The following is a 19,655-nucleotide window of genomic DNA, read 5'->3' as shown; positions in this document are numbered from 1 at the left end:
GTACAAGGCAACCGTATTGTACAAATCGTATCCGCGCCCATTCTACCGTGACGCCACGGGATCTGCGCGACTCTCGATGATCGCCGCCAGGGCGTCGACGAAGGCGGGGTGCTCGCCCACCGGCGGCAGCAGCGTGAGCGTGAGCTCGGGATGCGCGGCGTTCAGGCGCTCGAGCTGGCCGGGCACGTCCTCACGCAGGTGGCGCCCCGCGGCGAAGAACAGCGGCAGGATCTCGGCGCGGCGGCAGCCGGCCGCGGCCAGCTCGGCGGCGACGCTGTCCAGCGACGGCTCGCAGAGTTCCATGTAGGCCAGGCGCAGCGGGCGTTCGAGGCGTTCGGCCAGGCCCTCGCCCAGGCTGTCGAAGGGGGCGCGCCAGCGCGGGTCGCGGGACCCGTGGGCGAGCAGGATCAGGGCATCATGCATGCAGGTTCTCCTTGTCGGCGGAATGGGTGGCCAGGTGATGGCCCAGGGCGTGGCCGGACAGCCAGGCGTCCTCGATGCGCCCGTTCCGCCAGGCATCGCCGCACAGCGCCAGGCCGTCCGCCCCCAGCCGATAGCCGGATCCGCCGGTGTCCGCCGCGGCCGGCTGGGCGTAGCGCCAGCGGTGCGCCGTCAGGCACTCGGCGGCGGGCAGGGGCGCGGGGTACTGCGCGGCGAAGGCGGCGAGCAGGGCGTCGGCCACCGTGGCGGGGTCGTCCTCCAGGTGCTCGACACTCCAGGCCACATCGGCGAGCAGGGTCAGGCTCTCGCCCTGGGCGTGGCGGCCGGGCCTGGTGTGATTGCGGATGGCACGATGCAGCGTCCGCGTCGGGCCCGTCAGAAAGGCCGCCGTCTGCCAGTCCGGGGCCGGGGCGTCGAGTGCCGGCAGTGGCGTGGAAAACCGCACGCAGGCGGCCCAGCAGGGTGTCATCGGGCGTTGCGTGCAGGCCGCCGCCAGTTCGGGGGCGACCGGGCCGAGCAGCGCGGCGGCCTGGGGCGTCGGCAGCGCCAGCACCACGCCGGCGAAGGGGCCATGGTGCGCGCCGGACTCCGTCTCGAGCCACCAGCCGTCACGGGTCGATTGCAGGGCGGTGATTCGCTGCCCGGTGTGGACATCGAGCCCCTGTGCCAGATGCCGGGCCAGAGCACTCATGCGCGGCACGGCGGTGAAGCGTTCGGCGGCGCTCGCCGGCTGCCATCCATCGGCGCTGACCCGCCACGGGCGGGTCGGCCAGGGGGCGACGAGGCCGGCATCCCGCCAGGCGCTCAGGGCCCGGCGAAACGTCGGGTGGCGCGCGGTGAAGTGCTGGGCGCCGAGGTCGAAGACCGTCTCGCCGATGCGACGGTTGGCCAGGCGGCCGCCGGGGCCGCGGGCCTTGTCGAAGAGCTGCACGGCCCGGCCCTGGTCGACGAGTGCGCGGGCGCAGGCCAGACCGGCGATGCCGGCACCGATGATGGCAAGCGGGGCGACCGTCATGCGAGGCTCTCCTGTGCGGGGCGAAAGAGGCCGCCGAGCAGGTGGTCGGCGGCGCACTGCGCCGACTAGACTAGCAAAGCGTACAACGTCTGTATAACTCGGCTTCAGCCGAGCCAAGGAGGCCCGATGCATGTGTTGATGACCGGCGGGACCGGCTTCGTGGGACGTCGGCTCGCCGAGCGGCTGGCCGCGGCCGGCCACACGCTGTCGGTGGTGTCCCGGGACCCCGAGGCGGCGGCCCGGGTGCTGCCGTCGGCGACCGCGATCCGCTCCCGGGTGCTCGACTTCCGCGATGCCGGCGTCGAGGCGATCGTCAACCTGGCCGGCGAGCCGATCGCCGACAAGCGCTGGAGCGCGGCACAGAAGCGGCGCCTGGTCGACTCCCGGGTCACCATCACCCGCGAGCTGGTGACGCTGTGCCGCTCGGCCGACACGCCGCCCCGGGTGATGGTCTCGGGCTCGGCGATGGGCTATTACGGTGCTCAGGGCGAGCGGGTCGTGGACGAGGACACGCCGCCCCACGACGAGTTCGCCCACCGGCTGTGCGCCGAGTGGGAGGCGGCGGCCCGCGAGGCCGAGTCGACCGGCGTGCGGGTGGCACTGCTGCGCACCGGGCTGGTGCTGGACGCCGGCGGCGGCACCCTGGCGAAGATGCTGCCGCCGTTCCGGCTGGGGCTGGGCGGGCGCTTCGGCGACGGCCGCCAGTTCATGCCGTGGATCCACCGCGAGGATCACGTCCGCAGCATCGAGTTCCTGCTCGGGCGGGATGACCTGAGCGGCCCCTTCAACGCCTCGGCCCCGCATCCGGTGACCAACGCCGAGTTCACCCGCACCCTGGCGAGCCGGCTGCATCGCCCGGCGCTGCTGCCGGTGCCGGGCAGGCTGCTCGAACTGGCGCTGGGCGAGATGGCCCGCCTGCTGCTGACCGGCGCGGACATGCGCCCGCGCCGGCTGCTCGACGCCGGCTTTCGCTTCGACTACGAGACGCTCGACGCCGCCCTCGCCGCGATTCTTTCGGGTGGCCAGCGTCGGGGCTGATTCCGTACCGATAAGACGATCTTTCTGCTCGCTGTTACGTCGATCGGGTGACAATTCACGCGGTGAATTGGAGGAAGCGCTGAATAAATAGCCGAGCGGGAAGTAGCGCAAGGCGCACGGCGCGCAGGAACCACAGCCTATGGGGTATAGGCTCGGATTCCGAGCACCGCGCAACGCAGCGATACACCCGCGCAGGCATTTATTCCGTGTTTCCTAGCGCCGGGTCTCCTTGTCCACCGTCACGATCACCCGCACCGCGTCGAGGCGCAGCCGCGCGCCCTCGATGGCGGTGTCGAGGGCCGCGCGCTCGTCGCGCAGGGCGTCGAGTTCGTCCTGACGCACCGAGGGGTTGTGGCGGGCCAGCGCCTGCAGGCGGGTCAGCTCGCCGTCGAGGCGTTCGCGCATGCGGCTCTGGGCGGCCTCGAGGATGGTCGGCAGCTCGCGCTCGGCCTCGCTCTCGCCGCGGGTCAGCAGGTCGCGGAGCTGTTCGTGGCGTGACTTGATCAGGTCGCGGGCCACTGCCTTCTTGACCTTCTGCAGGTTCTTGGCCAGTCCGGTGAACGAGACCTTGTCGGCCAGGTTGGCGCCGGATTCGTCGAGCAGCACGCGGATCGCCGTGGGCGGCAGGAAGCGGTCCACGTGCAGGTGCGTGGGCGCCGGGCAGTGGGTGCAGAAGACCAGCTCGGTGAGCACCCGGCCGGGCGGGATGGCGGGATGATCGAGCAGCGCCAGTGCCGTGTTGCCCAGGGTGCCGTCGAGGATGCGCTCCATGATCTCGCGGACCAGCGGGTGCTCCCAGGAGAGGTGCTGGACGTCGTCACGGGCCAGGGCGCGCTCGCGGGAGCGGGTGGCGGTGAAGCCTTCCTCGCCCTTCACCAGCCCCGGCAGGCCGTCGAGCATCTGCGGGCCGGCGCGCAGGTGCAGCAGTTCGCCGCCCAGGTCCTGGCTGTCGACACCGAAGATGTCCAGCGCCTGGTCCAGGTAGCGCGGCAGGGCGCGGTCCGCGTCGAGCTCGCGGATCGCCGTGGCGACGGCATCGGCGCGCTCGTTGCGGCAGGCGTTGAGCTCGAGCAGGCGGTTGCGTCCGGCGTTGCGTTCGGCCAGCTTGGCGTCGAACAGCGCGCGGGTCTCGTCGATCACCTCGGCGAGGGCCTCGTCGTCGAGCAGCGATTCGGCCAGCTCGTCGCCGAAGGCGTCGAACAGCTCGCTGCCCACGCCGTGGGGCGCGCTGAAGGCGTCCATGCCTTCCCGGTACCAGCGCAGCAGCCGCTCGCCGGGGCTGTCGGCGAACACCGGCACATGGATCTCGATGGCGTGGCGCTGGCCGATGCGGTCCAGGCGGCCGATGCGCTGCTCGAGCTGGTCGGGATGCTGGGGCAGGTCGAACATCACCAGATGGCGGCAGAACTGGAAGTTGCGCCCTTCCGAGCCGATTTCCGAGCAGATCAGCAGCTGGCTGCCGTCCTCCGCGTCGGCGAAGTCGGCGGCGGCGCGGTCGCGCTCGACCAGCGTCAGCCCCTCGTGAAACACCGGGGCGTGGACGCCGCCGAGTACGCGCAGCGCCTCGGCCAGGTCGGTGGCGGTCCGGCGGTCGTGGGCGATCACCAGCGCCTTGTCGCGGCCCATCTCGGTGAGCCGCTCGAGCAGCCAGGTGACGCGCGGGTCGATCTGCCACCAGGGTTCGCCGTTGAGCGGGTCGTCGTCCAGCGCCCGGTAGGTGGCGTCGAGATAGAGCATCACGTCGGGGTGGTCGAGTCCGGTCTCGATCAGCAGCTCGTCGAGGGAGTCCTCGTCGCGGGCGAGCTTGCGCAGCACGCGGCGGTAGGCCGAGGGCGGGTCGAGGCGCGCGACGTGCAGGCGCCGTTCGGGGAAGCCGCCGACATGCCGCCGGCTGTTTCGGAACATCACCCGGCCGGTACCGTGGCGGTCGAGCAGCTGGTCGCGCAGCTGGATGCGCGCGGCCTCGCGCTGGGCGCTATCGCTCTCGGGATCGGCCAGGGTGTCGAGCAGCGCCCGGCTGTCGGCGTCGTCGATGACCGTGGCGGCGGTGTCCAGCGCCGCGGCGTCGCCGGGCAGGGCGTCGAGGGCGTCGATGGCCTCGGCGACCCGCACGTAGCCGGCTTCCTCGGCGCGGAAGCGCTCCAGGTCGTGGTAGCGGTCGGGGTCGAGCAGGCGCAGCCGGGCGAAATGGCTCTCCAGGCCCATCTGCTCGGGGGTGGCGGTGAGCAGCAGCAGCCCCGGCGTTACGGCGGCCAGGCGCTCGACGCAGGCGTAGCCGGGGCCGCTCTCTTCCGGCGTCCAGTCCAGGTGGTGGGCCTCGTCGACGATCAGCAGGTCCCAGGCGCAGGCCTCGGCCTGGCTCTGGCGATGGGGGTTGGCGAACAGCCACTGCTGGCTGGCGAGGATCAGCTGGCCGGCCTCGAAGGGGTTGGTCTCGCCGTGGGCCTGGCTCTGGCGCTCGTCGAGCAGGGTGACCTCGATGGCGAAGCGGCGCAGCAGCTCGACCAGCCACTGATGCGTGAGGCTGTCGGGCACCAGGATCAGCGCCCGCTCGGCGCGCCCGGCGAGCAGCAGGCGATGCAGGATCAGCCCGGCCTCGATGGTCTTGCCCAGCCCCACCTCGTCGGCGAGCAGCACGCGCGGCGCATGGCGGCGCGAGACCTCGTCGGCGATGTAGAGCTGGTGGGGGATCAGGTCGATCTTGGGGCCCGCCAGGCCCAGCGCCGGGTTCTGGCTGATGCGGTGGTGGTGATGCAGGGTGCGAAAGCGCAGGTCGAACCAGTCGTTGCGGTCGACCTGGCCGGTGAGCAGGCGGTCGCGGGCCTGGTTGAACTGCATGCGATCGGAGAGCTTGGCCTCGGAGAGCTCGTGCCACTCGCCGGCGGCGTCGATGCCGATATAGATCACCAGGCCGTCGACTTCCTTGGTGTCGTCGACGGTCAGGGTGACCCCCTCGGCGGACTCGATGTGATCGCCGCTGCCGAAGACCACGCGGGTCAGCGGTGCCTGGCGCACGCTGTAGGTGCGGGTTTCCTGGCTGGCGGCGAAGAGCACGGTGACGCTGCGGAAATCGACGTTGAGGATGGTACCCAGGCCCAGTTCGGCCTCGCCGTCGCTGATCCAGCGCTGGCCGGGAATGAAGTCGCTCATGGTGTCCTAAATGCTCGAAGAAATCGGGGCTTGCGGGCCGGCGGGCTTGCGGTCCCGGCCGCCCGGCGATGGGGCGCCGTATACTAACGCAAAGCGGCAGGTGGCTTAAGCGCTCCTTTTACAACCGGTCGTCGGGATGGGCTTTTCCGGCGGCAAGGCTTCGCGAGGGCGCTGTAAACCCCTCCCTGGGCGCTACCTTTGCCATCCATGGCAAAGGACCCTCGCTTCGCCTTGTCCCCCGGCGCCCATCGTTCCGAAAGCTTGGGAACGAGTTCCAAGCGCCGCCCGCGTTTTCTCGTTCCTCAGCGTTGAGCCAGCCGGGTCCAGCTGTCGAGCAGCGCCCGTGTCGGCTCCCCGGCGTGGCTCGCCACCCGGCGGCCGTGGCGATCGAACACCAGGGTCGCGGGTAGCCCGGGGGCGTGGCTCAGCGCCAGCCACTTTTCGTGCGGGTCGAGCAGCACCCGGGGCAGGGAGAGGCCGTGCCGGTCGAGATAGCGGCCGACGGCGAGCAGGCTGTCGCCCTCGGCGATCACCGCCACCCGGGCCTCGCCCCGCGCGGCGAGTGCCGCCAGGCGGGGCAGCGTATGCCGGCAGGCCCGGCAGCGCGTCTGGACGAGGGTGACGATCAGCGGCCGGTCGTCGGCGGGCGCGAGGGTGACGCTCCGCCCTTCGAGGGTGTCGAGGGCCAGGTCGGGCAGGTGGGTCAGCGTCGGGGCTCGCCCCAACGGCTGCCAGGCCGTCAGGCCCAGCCAGGCAAGGGCGGCGGCCACGAGCAGCCCCTGGGCGGCGAGCCGGGGGCGTCGGCGGTCGCGCAGGGCCCACGCACTCCAGGCCGCCGCGCCCAGCCAGCCGGCGAGCGGCTGGTAGCCCGGCAGCCAGGGGCGGAACAGGTCCAGCGGCGCGGCGAGCGTGGCCTCGGGGTGCAGGGCCGCATGGCCCAACCGGGCGGCGAGCAGGGCGCAGACCAGGCCGCCGCCGAACCAGATGGCGCGGCGATGGTGCGGCAGACGCAGCACCAGCGTGGCGGCGATCAGCACGCCGCCGGCGATGAGCCCGGCGTAGAGGCGCGGCAGGGGGACGAGCCAGGGGCCGAGGGCGAGGACATTCATGGACGGTCGAGTTGAGCCGGGAGCGATCAGGGATCAAGGCGGTCGAGCGCACGCCGTCGGCGCGGTCGCATCGGGGCCAGTGACCAGCCTACGGCCCGCGGCCCGGCTTGTCATGTCCCGTCGGCTCAGCCCGAGCCATGTTTCAGCTGTCTGCAAGAGCTCTGGGCTCAGGGGCTGTTCCCGGCCTGCGACGGTTTAGCCCGTCATTTCCCCTGTTCGCGGCGAGAGCGACTATCCTGAGAACGACGTTTCCGAGCACAACGTGACTTCAACGTTGCACGCCGGGACGCGGCCGGCCGACGGGGCGAGGGTCGGCCGCCGGCCGCTGCCTGCCGTGGCGCGTTCCTTTCTCAGCTCCTCGCCGGCGTGGCGGGCCTGGCGGGCCGCCCGGGAGGCTGCCATGGGTCAGCGCAACATCTTCGTCGTCGGGCTCAATGACTTCAATCGCGCGCGTCTCGAGCAGCTGCGCGGCGCGCAGGACTATCGCTTTCACGGCGTCATCGAGCCCGCCGAGGTCTACGACACCGAGGTCTTTCCGATCGAGGACATGCTGTCGCGCGCCGAGGCCACGCTGCGCGACTTCGACGGCCCGGTGGACGCCATCGTCGGCTACATGGACTTTCCGGTGTCGACCATGCTGCCGCTGCTCTGCGAACGCTTCGGCACGCGCACGGCGAGTCTCGAGAGCCTGCTCAAGTGCGAGCACAAGTACTGGAGCCGGCTGGTCCAGCGCGAGGTGATCGGCAACTACATTCCGCGCTTCACCGCCTTCGATCCCTTCGACGACGAGGCGCTGTCGAAGATCGGCCAGGCGGGTCTCTACTTCCCGTTCTTCGTCAAGCCGATCAAGTCGTCGGGCTCGCGGCTGGGCTTTCGCATCGACAGCCCCGAGGACTTCATCATGGCGACCGGGCGGCTGCGCGACGAGATCGGCCTGATCTCCGAGCCGTTCAACTTCGTCCTCGAGCAGGCCAGCCTGCCCGAGGCGGTGCGTGCCGTGGACGGCGGCCACTGCATGGCCGAAGAGATCATCGGCGGCTGGCAGTGCACGGTGGAAGGCTATGTCTTCGAGGGCGAGGTGGTGCCCTACGGCATCGTCGACTCGATCCGCTATCCGCAGGTGCTGAGCTTCTTCTGCTACCGCTACCCGTCGCGACTGCCGGCGCGCATCCAGAGCCGGATGGAGGAACTCACCCGCACGATCATGGCCCACATCGGCTACGACAACGCGGCCTTCAACATCGAGTTCTTCTGGGACGAGGTCCAGAACCGCATCTGGCTGCTGGAGATCAATACCCGCATCTCGCAGTCGCACTGCGACCTGTTCGAGAAGGTCGACGGTGTCAGCCATCAGCAGGTCACCGTCGACCTGGCGCTGGGCCAGCGTCCCGACATGCCTCATCGCGAGGGCGAGTACGCGGTGGCCGGCAAGTTCTTCTACCGGGTGTTCTTCGTCGACGCCACGATCGTGAGCGTTCCCGATCCCGAGGCGATCGCGGCGCTGGAGCGGCGCTTCCCCGGCACCCACATCGAGCTTCAGGTCACCCCGGGCATGCGGCTGTCGGAGCTGCCCGAGCAGGACAGCTACAGCTATGCGCTGGCGCTGGTCTGGATGGGCGCGGACAGCGACGAGGCGCTGGAGGCCAACTACGCCCGGCTGGCCGAAGAGCTGGTCTTCGAATTCGAGGACATCATCGGCTGAAACAGCCGATGCCAGGGCGACAACAACACGCAGACTAAAGGGGGAACGCATGCGCATCGTCGAGACCTATTCGCGCCGGGTTCACGAGGAGGAGACCTGGATCACCCTGAGCGACGGGTGTCGGCTGGCGGTGCGCCTGTGGCGGCCGGTCGATGCCGAGCGCCACCCGGTGCCGGCGATCCTCGAGTATCTGCCCTATCGCAAGCGTGACCTGACCGCGAGCCGTGACGCCCAGACCCATCCCTACTGGGCCGGGCACGGCTACGCCGGGGTGCGGGTGGATATCCGCGGCAGCGGCGAGTCGGACGGCGTGCTCACCGACGAGTACCTGCAGCAGGAACTCGACGATGGTCTCGAGGTGCTGCGCTGGATCGCCGCACAGTCCTGGTGCACCGGCGACATTGGCATGGTGGGCATCTCCTGGGGCGGCTTCAACGGCCTGCAGATCGCCGCGCTGCAGCCGCCCGAGCTCAAGGCGGTGATCACCCTGTGCTCCACCGATGACCGCTATGCCGACGACGTCCATCACATGGGCGGCTGCCTGCTGGGTGACAACCTGTCCTGGGCCTCGACGATGTTCGACGCCAACGCCTGCCCGCCGGACCCGGCGCTGGTCGGCGAGCGCTGGCGCGAGATGTGGATGGAGCGCCTCGAGGGCAGCGGGCTGTGGCTGGCCACCTGGCTGGCCCATCAGCGCCGTGACGATTACTGGAAGCACGGTTCGGTGTGCGAGGACTTCTCGCGCATCCGCTGCCCGGTCTATGCCATCAGCGGCTGGGCCGACGGCTACTGCAATGCGGTATTCCGGCTGCTGGACGGGCTCGAGGTGCCGCGCAAGGGGCTGGTGGGGCCCTGGGCGCACAAGTACCCGCATCTGGGCGTGCCGGGGCCGGCGATCGGCTTCTTGCAGGAGGCGCTGCGCTGGTGGGACCACTGGTTGAAGGGCATCGATACCGGGATCATGGACGAACCGATGCTGCGCGTGTGGATGCAGGAGTCGGTGCCGCCCTCGGCACGCTATGACGTGCGTCCGGGGCGCTGGGTCAGCGAGCCCGAGTGGCCCTCGCCGCGGATCGTGCCGACGCCGTTTCGCCTGACCAGCGGTCACGACCTGGAGCCCGAGGTGGCGCGGATCGGTGCCGACAGCGCGCTCGACGACGTGCCCCTGACGATCCGTTCGCCGCTGTTCGTCGGCCTGTATGCCGGCAAGTGGTGCTCCTACAACGCGCCGCCCGACCTGCCCCACGACCAGCGCGACGAGGACGGCGGCGCGCTGATCTTCCAGACCGCCCCGCTCGAGGCACCACTGGAGATCTGCGGCCAGCCGGTGGTGGAGCTCGACCTGGAGGCCGACCAGCCGGTGGCGATGGTCGCGCTGCGCCTGATCGATGTCGGCGAGGACGACAAGGCGACGCGGGTCTCCTACGGGCTGCTCAACCTGACCCATCGCGACAGCGACGAGTTTCCCGAGCCGCTGGAGCCGGGCCGGCGCTACCGGGTACGCGTCCTGCTCAAGCACATCGCCCAGCAGTTCCCCGCGGGGCATGCGATCCGCCTGTCGCTGTCGAGCAGCTACTGGCCGCTGGCCTGGCCGGCGCCGATCCCGGCCAAGCTGACCCTGCATCCGGCCGAGTGCCGGCTGGTCCTGCCGTGTCGCGAGCCGCAGCCGGACGAGGAGGCGGCGTTGCCCGCCTTCGCCGAGCCCGAGGGCGCGCCGCCGCTGGCGCGTACGCTGATCCAGCCCAGCCAGGAGGCCTGGCGGGTGATCCGCGACCTGGGCAACGACCGCACCACCCTGGAAGTGATCAACGATGAAGGCACCTACCGCCTCGACGACATCGACCTCGAGCTCGCGGTGCGGGTCACCGAGCGTTACAGCTACGCCTACGGCAACTACGACAGCCTGAGTGGCTGGACCGAGTGGCGGCGCAGCTTCGGCCGTGGCGACTGGCAGGTGCGCACCGTGGCCCGCACGCTGATGACCTCGGACGCCGAGAATTTCCGTCTGCGGGCCACCCTGGATGCCTACGAGGGCGAGAGCCGGGTGTTCGCCAAGACCTGGGACGAGACGATCCCGCGCGACCTGGTGTGACGCCGTCGCCGTGCCGACCGCCACCGGGGGCTGCCGCCGGCGGCGGCCCGGGGAGCGCGGAGTCAGTGCAGCCGGGGCTCGCTCAGGGCACGATTGGCCTGCAGGGCTTCGGTATAGGTCGGGTAGCGGTCGATCTCGCGGATCTTGCCACCGGTGGTTTCCAGCAGCAGCCAGTAGTCGGGTTGCTTGAGCTGCCTGCCCGAGCCGAGGTTGGCCGGCGCGATCTTGAAGCTGCGAATCGCCATGACATCCTCCTGATGTTACACAAGGATACAAAACAAGCATGGAAGAGTGGCATGAGGCGGGAAACGCGGTTTCCTTCGTGAATAAGACCGTCAGACGCGCGGAGGAAACTGTCCTGGAAAGAGCAGGAAACTCGTCCTGCGGGAGCCAGAAGTACCGCTGACGGGCGGATCGACGGCCGCGCGTCGCCAGCGGCGTGACGCCGGGCTACAATGAGCCGCCTGCGGGCTGTGGCCCGGAGCCTGATTTCCGTTGGCTTGAGGCGGTCCTGCCGCCCGGAGTGTCCATGGCAAAGCGAGTCGACACCCTGCGCGCCCTGGCGATTGCCAGTCAGGCCGTGGGTTTCATCCTCATCATCACCCTGGAAACCATGCTCGGCGATGCGGCTCGCCCCTGGCAGGGCGTGACCCTGGCGGTGATGCTGACGGCGGCACTGAGCATCGCCCTGGTGCGTCTCTACCGCCGCAATCGGGCGCGCAAGGCGGCCGCCGAGCGGGCCCGGCGGGCTTCCGAGACCTGGATGTCTGACTGACGTCTTCCCTTGTGCGGCAATTAACAAAAGGATGCGCAAGTAAACAGTATAAAACGTTGATGAAATTGTTGTTTCTCACGCTGACGTCTATAAGAGATGCCATATAAGAAAAGTGAGGAACACCATGCTGGCGCGCAAGATACGGCAGCGAGCCGTCGTGGCCTGCTGGGGCTTTACCCTGTTGCTGATCCCCGGCGCCATGGCGGTGATCATGCGCTTCGACCCCGCCGTCTATGCGGGGTTGCCGCTGTCGCGGCGCCAGTTCGTGGCGCTCATCCTGGCCTTTTTCGTGACCGCCTTCATCGGCATTGCCTTCCTGTGCTCCAGGTTGAACGAGGATCTCGACACGCTCATGCACGACAATGAGCTCGAGACGGGCGACGACTTGTCCCGACCAGTCGGTGGCGGAAAGCCGCTCAAGGACGTCGATCTGCTGGCCGAGGGCCAGCAGATCGGGTTGCGCATACTGCGTATGGCTCAGGGCAGTCCACTGCGGGGAAAGGTACCGGAAAGGGCCGTGATCCGAACCCTCAATGGCGGGATGCCGGTCACGGCCGCCGAGGCCAATAGCCTGGTGAAAAGCGGCGTCAATCAGATGGAGTGGGTCAACCCGCAAGGGGTGGTCAACGTGGCGGTATTCCAGGGCGAGGGGCCGGATCTCAAGATTCAGGTGCAGCAGATCCGCCGACCCGCCGCTCGAGCGTGATGCGCTCGTCGCGGGGTCATCGAGAGTGGCGCATCCGCGACGGGGATGGCATAACAGGTTGAACAGCCTGATACCCGGAGGTGCCGCCATGATCGAGCGCTGGTTGCGACGCAGTCGCTTGATGATTCATGTCACGGTGGTGCTGGCCATGCTGGCGGCCTTCGTGCTCTATGCCCTGGCCTGTTTGAGCCTGCTGCAGACGCTGTGGGCCCTGGTGACCGGCGGTGCCGGGGATGGCGACACCCTCAAGGAAAGCGCCGTGGGACTGCTGAAGATGATGGACCTGCTGCTGATCGCGGCGAGTTTCCAGATCATGGCCCACGGCATGTACCGGCTGTTCCTGCGTCCCGACTTCGAAAGCCCGGGGCCGTTGCAGGTAGCCAGCTTCACCGAGCTCAAGCACTCGCTGGTCACGGTGGCCGGCATCGTGCTGGTGATCCTGTTCGTGGAGAACGCCGTCAAGCTGGGTGCGGGGCGGCCGATCCTCGAGCTGGGCATCGCCATCGCGCTGGTGATCGCCGCCTCGGGCTGGGCGTTCCGCTCCAGCAAGGGAGCCGACAAGGGGCATTGAAGGCGCCCCGCCTTGCCAGACGCCTGCCCCGACTCTGGCACGCCGTCTCGTCATGCCAGCAGGACATTGAGTCGCTTCACGCAGGCTTGAACGGCGCTTGCCGCCGCGTCGGCATTCAGGTCGTCCAGCGCAACGACCCCGACACTGCCTTCGAACCCCGGGCGTGATGCCGGATCGCACAGCGGACAGGCCACGCCCACGGCGCCGCGCTGGAGCTGCCCGCGGGTGATGCTGTAGCCCTGGCGGCGAGCGTCGCGCACTGCGTCGCTGTCCGACTCGGACTCGGGGCGTGCCGAGAGGATGGCAATGCCCGCCGCACCGATGGTCAGGGGATGCCGGCTCCCCACCCGATAGCCGACGCGCAGTAACGCCTCTTCGGGCTCGGCCACCATCAAGGCCACGCACTCGTCGCCTTGCGCGGCCGACAGGTAGGCGGTGGCGTTCGTCTCGCGGGCGAGGCGGCGCAGCAAGGGCTCGGCCACGCTGCGCAGCTGCGGCTCGAATTGCGCGGCGAGGCCGAGGATCCCGCCACCCAGACAGATGGCCCCATCCTCCCGGCGATAGGCGAGGGCGTTCGCCTCCAGCGTCGCCACGATGCGATAGACGATCGCCCGGTTGATACCCAGCGCCTCCGCCAGCTCGGCAATGCTCAGGCCACCCGGGTGACGGGCGATGATCCTGAGGGCGTGGAGCCCCCGATCGAGGGTTTGCAATTGACTCATCGTGCGTGGCTCGCCGTTCAGAAACTGCAACTTAGACTTTGGGCTAGAGAGCCCAGGGTATCACCTGTCCGCCCCTTGACCCCGGTCAAGGGCTTACCTATGTTCGTTCACGGAACAAGTCTTTTCAATAAAAGTAAATAACGAGACTCGCCATGCCCACGCCTCGGACCTCGCCGCGTGCCGACGAAGGACGTTGTCCTTTTCGCGACGCCGCCTCTCATGCCCCCGATACTGCGCCGAACGGCTGCCCGGTATCGCCGCAGGCGGCATCGTTCGACCCCTTCGAAAGCGACTATCAGCTGGATCCGGCAGAGGCGCTGCGCTGGTCCCGCGATCAGGAGCCGGTCTTCTACAGTCCCCGGCTCGGCTACTGGGTGGTCAGCCGTTACGCCGACGTGAAGGCCATCTTCCGCGACAACCGGACGTTCTCGCCGTCCATCGCCCTGGAGAAGATCACGCCGACCACCCAGGCCGCGCAGGACACGCTCCAGCGCTACGGCTATGCCATGAACCGCACGCTGGTCAACGAGGACGAGCCGGCCCACATGGAGCGCCGCCGCGCCCTGATGAAGTCCTTCGAGCTGGAGGAGCTGGCCCATCACGAACCCATGGTGCGGCGCCTGACGCGCGAGTATCTGGATCGGCTGGTCGACAAAGGCGAGGCGGATCTGGTCGATGAGATGCTCTGGGAGATCCCGCTGACCGTGGCGCTGCACTTTCTCGGCGTGCCCGAGGAAGACATGGACACGCTTCGCGAGTACTCCATCGCCCACACCGTGAACACCTGGGGGCGGCCCTCGCCGGACGAGCAGGTCGCCGTCGCCGAGGCGGTGGGCAAGTTCTGGCAGTATGCCGGCCAGGTGCTGGAGAAGATGCGGCAGGACCCTGCCGGCCATGGCTGGATGAAATACGCCATTCGTCGCCAGCAGGAACTGCCGGAGGTGGTCACCGACTCCTACCTGCATTCGATGATGATGGCCGGCATCGTCGCCGCCCACGAGACCACGGCGCATGCCACCGCCAACATGCTGCGCCTGCTGCTGGAAAACCGCGCGGTCTGGGAGGATCTGTGTGCCAACCCGTCCCTGATTCCCAATGCCGTCGAAGAGTGCCTGCGTCTGTCGGGGTCGGTGGCCGCCTGGCGGCGTATCGCCACGACCGATACGCAGGTCGGTGACGTGGCGATCCCCAAGGGGGCGAAGCTGTTGATCGTCAGCGCCTCGGCCAACCACGACGGCCGGCACTTCGAGAACCCCGATGAGCTGGACATCTACCGGGACAACACCACCGACCACCTGACCTTCGGTTACGGCAGCCACCAGTGCATGGGCAAGAACCTCGCCCGCCTGGAGATGCGGATCTTCCTCGAAGAATTCACGCGTCGCCTGCCGCACATGACCCTGGTTCCCGACCAGACATTCACCTTCGTGCCCAACACCTCGTTCCGTGGTCCGGAGCATCTGTGGGTGCGCTGGGACCCGACCCGAAACCCCGAACGCCGCGACGACTCGCTCCGTGAGCAGGGGCGTGATTTCCCCCTGGGCGCGCCCTCCCGGCGCGATGCCGAGCGGGAAGCCGTGGTGACTCGGGTCATCCACGAGACGCCCGACGTCATCCGCCTGGTGCTGGAAGATCCACGCGGTCGGCCGCTGCCGCGCTGGACCCCCGGCGCGCACATCGATCTGGCCGTGGGCGACATCACTCGCAAGTACTCCCTGTGCGGCGACCCGGACGACGAACAGCGCCTGGAGATCGCCATCCGTCGCGAAGAACCGGGGCGGGGCGGCTCCCGACTTATTCATGACACGGTCAAGCCGCAGACCCGAGTGCGCCTGCGGGGGCCGCGCAATCATTTCCGGCTGGACGAGACCGCCGACGGCTACCTGCTGATCGCCGGGGGCATCGGTATCACCCCGATCATCGCGATGGCGGATCGACTCAAGCGGCTCAGCAAGCGCTACGCCATTCACTACGCAGGCCGTTCCCGGGGCTCCATGCCGCTGCTGGAGCGCCTGAAGCGAGATCATGGCGATCGGCTGTGCCTGTACCCCGCGGACGAGGGGCGGCGCCTCGATCTACCGGCTGTCGTGGGCGGGCGCGGCGAGGCTCGGGTCTATGCCTGTGGCCCGGCGCGTCTGCTCGATGCCCTGGCGGCGCTGACCCGGGACGACGCGGATGCCATCCATGTCGAGCACTTCAGCGCGAGTCACGCGATCCTCGATCCCCGCCGGGAGCAGGCCTTCGAAGTGGAATTGAGCGACTCCGAACTGACCGTCCCCGTGGCCGCCGACCAGACCGTGCTGCAGGCGCTGCGCGCGGTCGGTGTCGACGTGCCCAGCGATTGCGAGGAGGGGCTGTGCGGCACCTGCGAGGTAGCCGTCATGGCGGGCGAGGTGGATCACCGCGACAAGGTCCTGAGCGCCGACGAGCGAGCCGCCAGCCGGCGCATGATGACCTGCTGCTCCCGTGCGAAGCGCGGCAAGCTCGTGCTGGGGCTCTAGTGGGTCGATAACGTCTTTCTCCCGGCCCCTGACGGCCAAACAACAATACCAACCTCATCTCCGCGCCTGCGGAGCAATCAGGAGCACCCTGTGAACAACAAGACGCTTACCTTCGCCTCGCTTGCCATCGGCGCGACGCTGCTGATGTCGCAAGCCGCCGCCGCCCAGACCACGCTCAAGGTCAGCCATTACCTGCCTCCCGTGCATGGCCTCCATACCGACTTCATCGAGCCCTGGACCGAGCAGGTCACAAAGTGCACCAACGGCGAGGTCCAGTTCGAGATCTATCCGGGCGGGACGCAGCTGGGCAATGTCGCCAAGCAGCAGGAGCAGGTGCTGGCCGGTGTCGTGGACATCGCACTTGGCCTCCAGGGGATTCCCCGCGGGCGCTTCCCGCGCACCTCGTTGATCGAATTGCCGTTCATGACGCGCGATGCCGGGGCTGCCAGCGAGACGCTGTGGGAGATGTATCCCGAGTACCTGGCGCCTGAATATCGTGGCCTCAAGGTGCTCGCGTTGTTCGCCCATAACGGCGGGCTCATCCATACGGCGGACAAGAAGGTGGAAACCATGGAGGACATGCAGGGGCTGCGCCTGCGCACCCCCAGCCCCGCCGTCTCGCAGATGCTCACGGCACTGGGTGCCACCCCGCAGGGCCTGCCGCCGGGCGAGGTCTACGAGAACATTCAGAAGCACGTGATCGACGGGACCGTCTTCCCCTGGGACCCGGTGAAGTCGTTCGGCCTGAACGAGGTGCTCCACTATCACCTGGACGCCGGCGCCTATACGGTCCCGTTCTTCTTCGTGATGAATCAGCGCAAGTACGACTCGCTGCCCGAGAACGTCCAGGCGTGCATCGACGAGGCGTCGGGGGCGTCGCTGGAGGCCAAGTTCGGGGACTGGTGGGACAAGTGGGACGCCGCCGGCCGCGAGGAAGCCGTGGCCTCCGGCGATGTCATCACCCATCTGACGGACGCCGAGCGGGAGCGCTGGCGCGAGGCGCTGCAGCCCACCATTGATCACTATATTCAGGAGACCGCCGACCACGGGGTCGACAACGCGCGCGAGATCTACGAGCGCATGCGCGAGCTGCTCGCCGAGAAGCAGCAAGACGCCTCCTCCTGAGCCTCCTTGCGCGGACCGGCGCCCGTCAGGGTGACGGTCCGCCGTCCTTAGGGTGACCCTGTTTATGCGATATGTGATAACCGCCTTGCGCTCCCTGGTCACGCTGGTCGCCGTGACCGGGGTCGCGGCGTATGCGGCGGCCGCGCTGCTGACGGTGGCCGACATCATCGGCCGCCAGATCGGTTACCCCGTGCCCGGGGTGGTCGATCTGGTTCAGTTGTGCGTGCTGGGCGGGGCCTGGCTGGTCATTCCCTACGCCTTCATGACCGGGGCCCATGTGGGCGTGGATCTGCTCGTCGAGTCGCTGCCCCGTCAGTGGACGAGCGTGATGCGGGGCATCGCCGGGCTGGCGGCCATGGCGCTGCTGGGGATGATGCTGTACTTCTGTTACGCCACCTTCCAGCAGCAGGTCATGTTCGGTGATCGTTCGCAGCAACTGGGCATCCCGATCTTCTACTACTGGGTGCCGCTGCTGTTTGGTGTCGGCCTGTCCATCGTCGGGACGGGGCTCGGCCTGCTGCCGTCTCCCCAGCCGACGGTTTCCACGGAGGTCGCCTCATGAGTGGCGCGATGCTCGGTCTGGCCGGTTTCGGCTTGACGCTGGTGTTGATTGCCTTCGGCTTCCCGGTCGCGGTGGCCATGGCGCTGGTGGGGGTCGGTGGCTTCTGGTGGCTGAACGGGCTCATGGGCGCCGGCTTCATTCTCGGCTCGTCGCCCTTCGAGGCGATCTTCCCGTACTCGCTGAGTGTCGTGCCGCTGTTCGTGATGATGGGCGTCTTTGCCGCGCGGGCCGGGCTGTCGCGCTCGCTGTTCGACATGGTCAACAGCTTCCTCGGCCATGTGCGTGGCGGGCTCGCCGTCACCGGGGTCGGCGCCTGCGCGATCTTCGGCGCCATCTGTGGATCGTCCCTGGCCACGGTCGCGACCATGGGGCGCGTGGCAATCCCCGAGATGGAGAAACGCGGCTACGACGGCTCGCTGTCGTCCGCTTCCATCGCCGCGGGCGGCACGCTGGGGGTCTTGATCCCACCCTCCATCCTGCTGGTGATCTACGGCATCCTCACCCAGACCTCGATCGGCCAGCTGTTCATCGGCGCCATCCTGCCCGGGATCATCGGCGCGGTGCTCTATGGGCTGGCGATCATCGTGCGGGTCCGCATGGCCCCGCATCTGGCGCCTTCCGCGCCCAGGGCCGGGTGGGGCACCCGGTTGGCCACGCTGCGTCGGGTCTGGGGCGTGCTGCTGCTCTTCGCGCTGGTGATCGGGGGCATCTATCTGGGCTGGTTCTCGCCCACCGAGGCCGCCGCGGTCGGCGCCGTCGGCGCCTTCGGCCTGGCACTGCTCTCCGGGGAGCTCGATCGTCAGGCACTGTGGGGCGCGGTGCGGGAAACCGCGGGCCTGACCGGAATGATCTTCTTCATTCTGATCGGTGCGTCGCTGTTCAACTATTTCCTGGAAACCACCGGGCTGCCCAGCGCGCTGATCGACGGCATCGAGGCCAGCGGGCTGTCGCCGGCCATGGTGCTGGTCCTGATCATGCTGTTCTACATCATCCTGGGCTGCTTCATGGACGCCATGTCGATGATCCTGCTGACCGTGCCGTTCCTGGCGCCGGTCGCGGCCTCGCTGGATTTCGACATGGTGTGGTTCGGCGTGCTCGTGGTGACGGTGGCCGAGATCGGCCTGATCACCCCGCCCATCGGCATGAACCTGTTCGTGGTCCAGGCAACCCAGCCCCATCTGACCCAGCGAATGGTCATCCGTGGCATCCTGCCCTTCATCCTGGCGGATGTGTTACGGCTCGTGCTGCTGGCGGCACTTCCCGTCCTGACCCTGTGGCTGCCCGGCAAGATGTTCTGAGGGCAATGGCTATTCTTCATCACAACGCCTTGTTTCTGTAGGTAATGTGACTATCGAGGCGAGGCGAGGCGAGGCGAGGCGAGGCGAGGCTGGCGGGCCGGGCGGAGGACCTTTTCCCAGAATGCATGAGTAGCAGGTTGTGAGGGGATGAGTCCGGAGTGACGTCATGGCATGAGCGATTCAGACCGGTTTCCGGGGGAGGGCACGGTCAAGGATGGGGCGCGGCGATCTCCAGTATTTTGTAGGCAATATCTTACAAATAAACCTAACATAGGTTATGTAGAGGCCGGAGTGGCTTTGGCACAATGAGCCTCGTTGGGCAGGAAGCCCAATTCATGGAAGGACGAGCCAGGATGGCTCCGGTTGCCAAGGATGCGCGGGCTGGAAGCCTGCGAAAGGTAAGCAAGGAAGGCGGCGCTCTAAGCGCTTAAGGAAAGCCCGGCCCCAGCCCAGGGGGGCCGGGCTTCCTTTATGGCATGCCCACACCGGCAAACCCTGTCCTGGAGACACCTTTTGTAGCGCTGTGGATTGGGACCCTGGCTCCCCCTTGCCCAGCGATATGCAGCTCTGCATGACGGGCTGCGAATATCGCCGTATCGCCTGAATCCCTATGATGGGAGGGATTTTCCGCTGGTTGCCTGAGGCTATTGGAGGGTGGCGTCTAATAGACGTGTCTTGCGCTTCGCGTGGTCTAAAAAGACTGGCATCGAGGCGGTCGACGGCTCTGGGATTGCGCCGTGTGATTACCAGCGTGGTTTCAGCGGGAAGGGTGGCGGTCTCAAGTTCCAAGTGCAACGCTATTGAAGGGTGCTCGGACCGGCGACGGATTTCTTGAGCACTTCGGCATA

At 68.2% G+C, this 19,655-nt stretch carries 16 protein-coding genes; 10 read left to right on the top strand and 6 right to left on the bottom strand.

Going from position 1 to position 19,655, the window contains the following annotated elements; genetic code table 11:
* Positions 1–42: 42 nt before the first annotated feature.
* Together G7A98_RS15715 and G7A98_RS15710 are read right to left on the bottom strand one after the other, a co-directional pair.
* Positions 43–423: a CbiX/SirB N-terminal domain-containing protein gene (locus G7A98_RS15715; RefSeq protein ID WP_163650624.1), complete on the bottom strand. Its 381-nt coding sequence runs from the start codon at positions 421–423 to the stop codon at positions 43–45.
* Complete coding sequence (locus G7A98_RS15710; RefSeq protein WP_163650623.1) at positions 416–1,456, bottom strand: FAD-dependent oxidoreductase; 1,041 nt, start codon at positions 1,454–1,456, stop codon at positions 416–418. Before G7A98_RS15710 ends, G7A98_RS15715 begins: the two co-directional genes overlap by 8 nt.
* 126 nt (positions 1,457–1,582) lie before the next feature.
* On the opposite strand from G7A98_RS15710, the gene G7A98_RS15705 reads away from it, so the two are divergent.
* Positions 1,583–2,494, top strand: coding sequence for a TIGR01777 family oxidoreductase (locus G7A98_RS15705; protein ID WP_163650622.1), 912 nt, complete (start codon positions 1,583–1,585; stop codon positions 2,492–2,494).
* 213 nt (positions 2,495–2,707) lie between these two features.
* Here the strand turns inward: G7A98_RS15705 and rapA are convergent, their stop codons facing one another.
* Both rapA and G7A98_RS15695 read right to left on the bottom strand, forming a co-directional pair.
* Positions 2,708–5,644, bottom strand: coding sequence for an RNA polymerase-associated protein RapA (gene rapA / locus G7A98_RS15700; RefSeq protein WP_163650621.1), 2,937 nt, complete (start codon positions 5,642–5,644; stop codon positions 2,708–2,710).
* Between the two features lie 302 nt (positions 5,645–5,946).
* A complete protein-coding gene (locus tag G7A98_RS15695; RefSeq protein WP_163650620.1) occupies positions 5,947–6,753 on the bottom strand; it encodes a TlpA disulfide reductase family protein in 807 nt (268 codons plus the stop codon).
* A 400-nt stretch (positions 6,754–7,153) separates the two neighbouring features.
* Here G7A98_RS15695 and G7A98_RS15690 point away from each other — a divergent pair, with 400 nt between their 5' ends.
* Positions 7,154–8,455 (top strand): ATP-grasp domain-containing protein, encoded by a 1,302-nt coding sequence (locus G7A98_RS15690; RefSeq protein ID WP_163650619.1) that lies wholly within the window; start codon positions 7,154–7,156, stop codon positions 8,453–8,455.
* Between the two features lie 49 nt (positions 8,456–8,504).
* Entirely contained in the window at positions 8,505–10,547 is a 2,043-nt protein-coding gene (locus tag G7A98_RS15685; RefSeq protein ID WP_163650618.1) for a CocE/NonD family hydrolase, read from the top strand.
* A gap of 62 nt (positions 10,548–10,609) precedes the next feature.
* On the opposite strand, the gene G7A98_RS15680 is transcribed toward G7A98_RS15685, so the two are convergent.
* Positions 10,610–10,792, bottom strand: coding sequence for a hypothetical protein (locus G7A98_RS15680; protein WP_163650617.1), 183 nt, complete (start codon positions 10,790–10,792; stop codon positions 10,610–10,612).
* 284 nt (positions 10,793–11,076) lie between these two features.
* On the opposite strand from G7A98_RS15680, the gene G7A98_RS15675 reads away from it, so the two are divergent.
* The 3 genes from G7A98_RS15675 (at position 11,077) to G7A98_RS15665 (ending at position 12,599) form a co-directional block, all read left to right on the top strand.
* On the top strand, positions 11,077–11,322 hold the full coding sequence (locus G7A98_RS15675) for a hypothetical protein (RefSeq protein WP_163650616.1): 246 nt from the start codon (positions 11,077–11,079) through the stop codon (positions 11,320–11,322).
* 124 nt (positions 11,323–11,446) lie between these two features.
* Complete coding sequence (locus G7A98_RS15670) at positions 11,447–12,028, top strand: hypothetical protein (protein ID WP_163650615.1); 582 nt, start codon at positions 11,447–11,449, stop codon at positions 12,026–12,028.
* Between the two features lie 88 nt (positions 12,029–12,116).
* Positions 12,117–12,599 (top strand): YqhA family protein, encoded by a 483-nt coding sequence (locus tag G7A98_RS15665; protein WP_163650614.1) that lies wholly within the window; start codon positions 12,117–12,119, stop codon positions 12,597–12,599.
* 50 nt (positions 12,600–12,649) lie between these two features.
* On the opposite strand, the gene G7A98_RS15660 is transcribed toward G7A98_RS15665, so the two are convergent.
* A complete protein-coding gene (locus tag G7A98_RS15660; RefSeq protein WP_163650613.1) occupies positions 12,650–13,321 on the bottom strand; it encodes a helix-turn-helix domain-containing protein in 672 nt (223 codons plus the stop codon).
* A gap of 152 nt (positions 13,322–13,473) precedes the next feature.
* On the opposite strand from G7A98_RS15660, the gene G7A98_RS15655 reads away from it, so the two are divergent.
* The 4 genes from G7A98_RS15655 (at position 13,474) to G7A98_RS15640 (ending at position 18,807) form a co-directional block, all read left to right on the top strand.
* Positions 13,474–15,822 (top strand): cytochrome P450/oxidoreductase, encoded by a 2,349-nt coding sequence (locus G7A98_RS15655; protein ID WP_163650612.1) that lies wholly within the window; start codon positions 13,474–13,476, stop codon positions 15,820–15,822.
* A 90-nt stretch (positions 15,823–15,912) separates the two neighbouring features.
* Positions 15,913–16,947, top strand: a complete 1,035-nt coding sequence (locus G7A98_RS15650; protein WP_240464767.1) for a TRAP transporter substrate-binding protein — start codon at positions 15,913–15,915, stop codon at positions 16,945–16,947.
* Between the two features lie 64 nt (positions 16,948–17,011).
* Entirely contained in the window at positions 17,012–17,509 is a 498-nt protein-coding gene (locus G7A98_RS15645) for a TRAP transporter small permease (protein WP_163650611.1), read from the top strand.
* Complete coding sequence (locus G7A98_RS15640; RefSeq protein WP_163650610.1) at positions 17,506–18,807, top strand: TRAP transporter large permease; 1,302 nt, start codon at positions 17,506–17,508, stop codon at positions 18,805–18,807. Before G7A98_RS15645 ends, G7A98_RS15640 begins: the two co-directional genes overlap by 4 nt.
* Positions 18,808–19,655: the final 848 nt, after the last annotated feature.

The sequence above is a fragment of the Modicisalibacter sp. 'Wilcox' genome (assembly GCF_010993675.1).
Classification (GTDB): domain Bacteria; phylum Pseudomonadota; class Gammaproteobacteria; order Pseudomonadales; family Halomonadaceae; genus Modicisalibacter; species Modicisalibacter tunisiensis.
This window is presented reverse-complemented; position numbering and strand designations above follow the sequence as displayed.

Coding starts and splice junctions, on each gene's coding strand:
- G7A98_RS15715 (WP_163650624.1), bottom strand. CDS start 423: ATGCATGATGCCCTGATCCTGCTCGCCCACGGGTCCCGCGACCCGCGC.
- G7A98_RS15710 (WP_163650623.1), bottom strand. CDS start 1,456: ATGACGGTCGCCCCGCTTGCCATCATCGGTGCCGGCATCGCCGGTCTG.
- G7A98_RS15705 (WP_163650622.1), top strand. CDS start 1,583: ATGCATGTGTTGATGACCGGCGGGACCGGCTTCGTGGGACGTCGGCTC.
- rapA (WP_163650621.1), bottom strand. CDS start 5,644: ATGAGCGACTTCATTCCCGGCCAGCGCTGGATCAGCGACGGCGAGGCC.
- G7A98_RS15695 (WP_163650620.1), bottom strand. CDS start 6,753: ATGAATGTCCTCGCCCTCGGCCCCTGGCTCGTCCCCCTGCCGCGCCTC.
- G7A98_RS15690 (WP_163650619.1), top strand. CDS start 7,154: ATGGGTCAGCGCAACATCTTCGTCGTCGGGCTCAATGACTTCAATCGC.
- G7A98_RS15685 (WP_163650618.1), top strand. CDS start 8,505: ATGCGCATCGTCGAGACCTATTCGCGCCGGGTTCACGAGGAGGAGACC.
- G7A98_RS15680 (WP_163650617.1), bottom strand. CDS start 10,792: ATGGCGATTCGCAGCTTCAAGATCGCGCCGGCCAACCTCGGCTCGGGC.
- G7A98_RS15675 (WP_163650616.1), top strand. CDS start 11,077: ATGGCAAAGCGAGTCGACACCCTGCGCGCCCTGGCGATTGCCAGTCAG.
- G7A98_RS15670 (WP_163650615.1), top strand. CDS start 11,447: ATGCTGGCGCGCAAGATACGGCAGCGAGCCGTCGTGGCCTGCTGGGGC.
- G7A98_RS15665 (WP_163650614.1), top strand. CDS start 12,117: ATGATCGAGCGCTGGTTGCGACGCAGTCGCTTGATGATTCATGTCACG.
- G7A98_RS15660 (WP_163650613.1), bottom strand. CDS start 13,321: ATGAGTCAATTGCAAACCCTCGATCGGGGGCTCCACGCCCTCAGGATC.
- G7A98_RS15655 (WP_163650612.1), top strand. CDS start 13,474: ATGCCCACGCCTCGGACCTCGCCGCGTGCCGACGAAGGACGTTGTCCT.
- G7A98_RS15645 (WP_163650611.1), top strand. CDS start 17,012: ATGCGATATGTGATAACCGCCTTGCGCTCCCTGGTCACGCTGGTCGCC.
- G7A98_RS15640 (WP_163650610.1), top strand. CDS start 17,506: ATGAGTGGCGCGATGCTCGGTCTGGCCGGTTTCGGCTTGACGCTGGTG.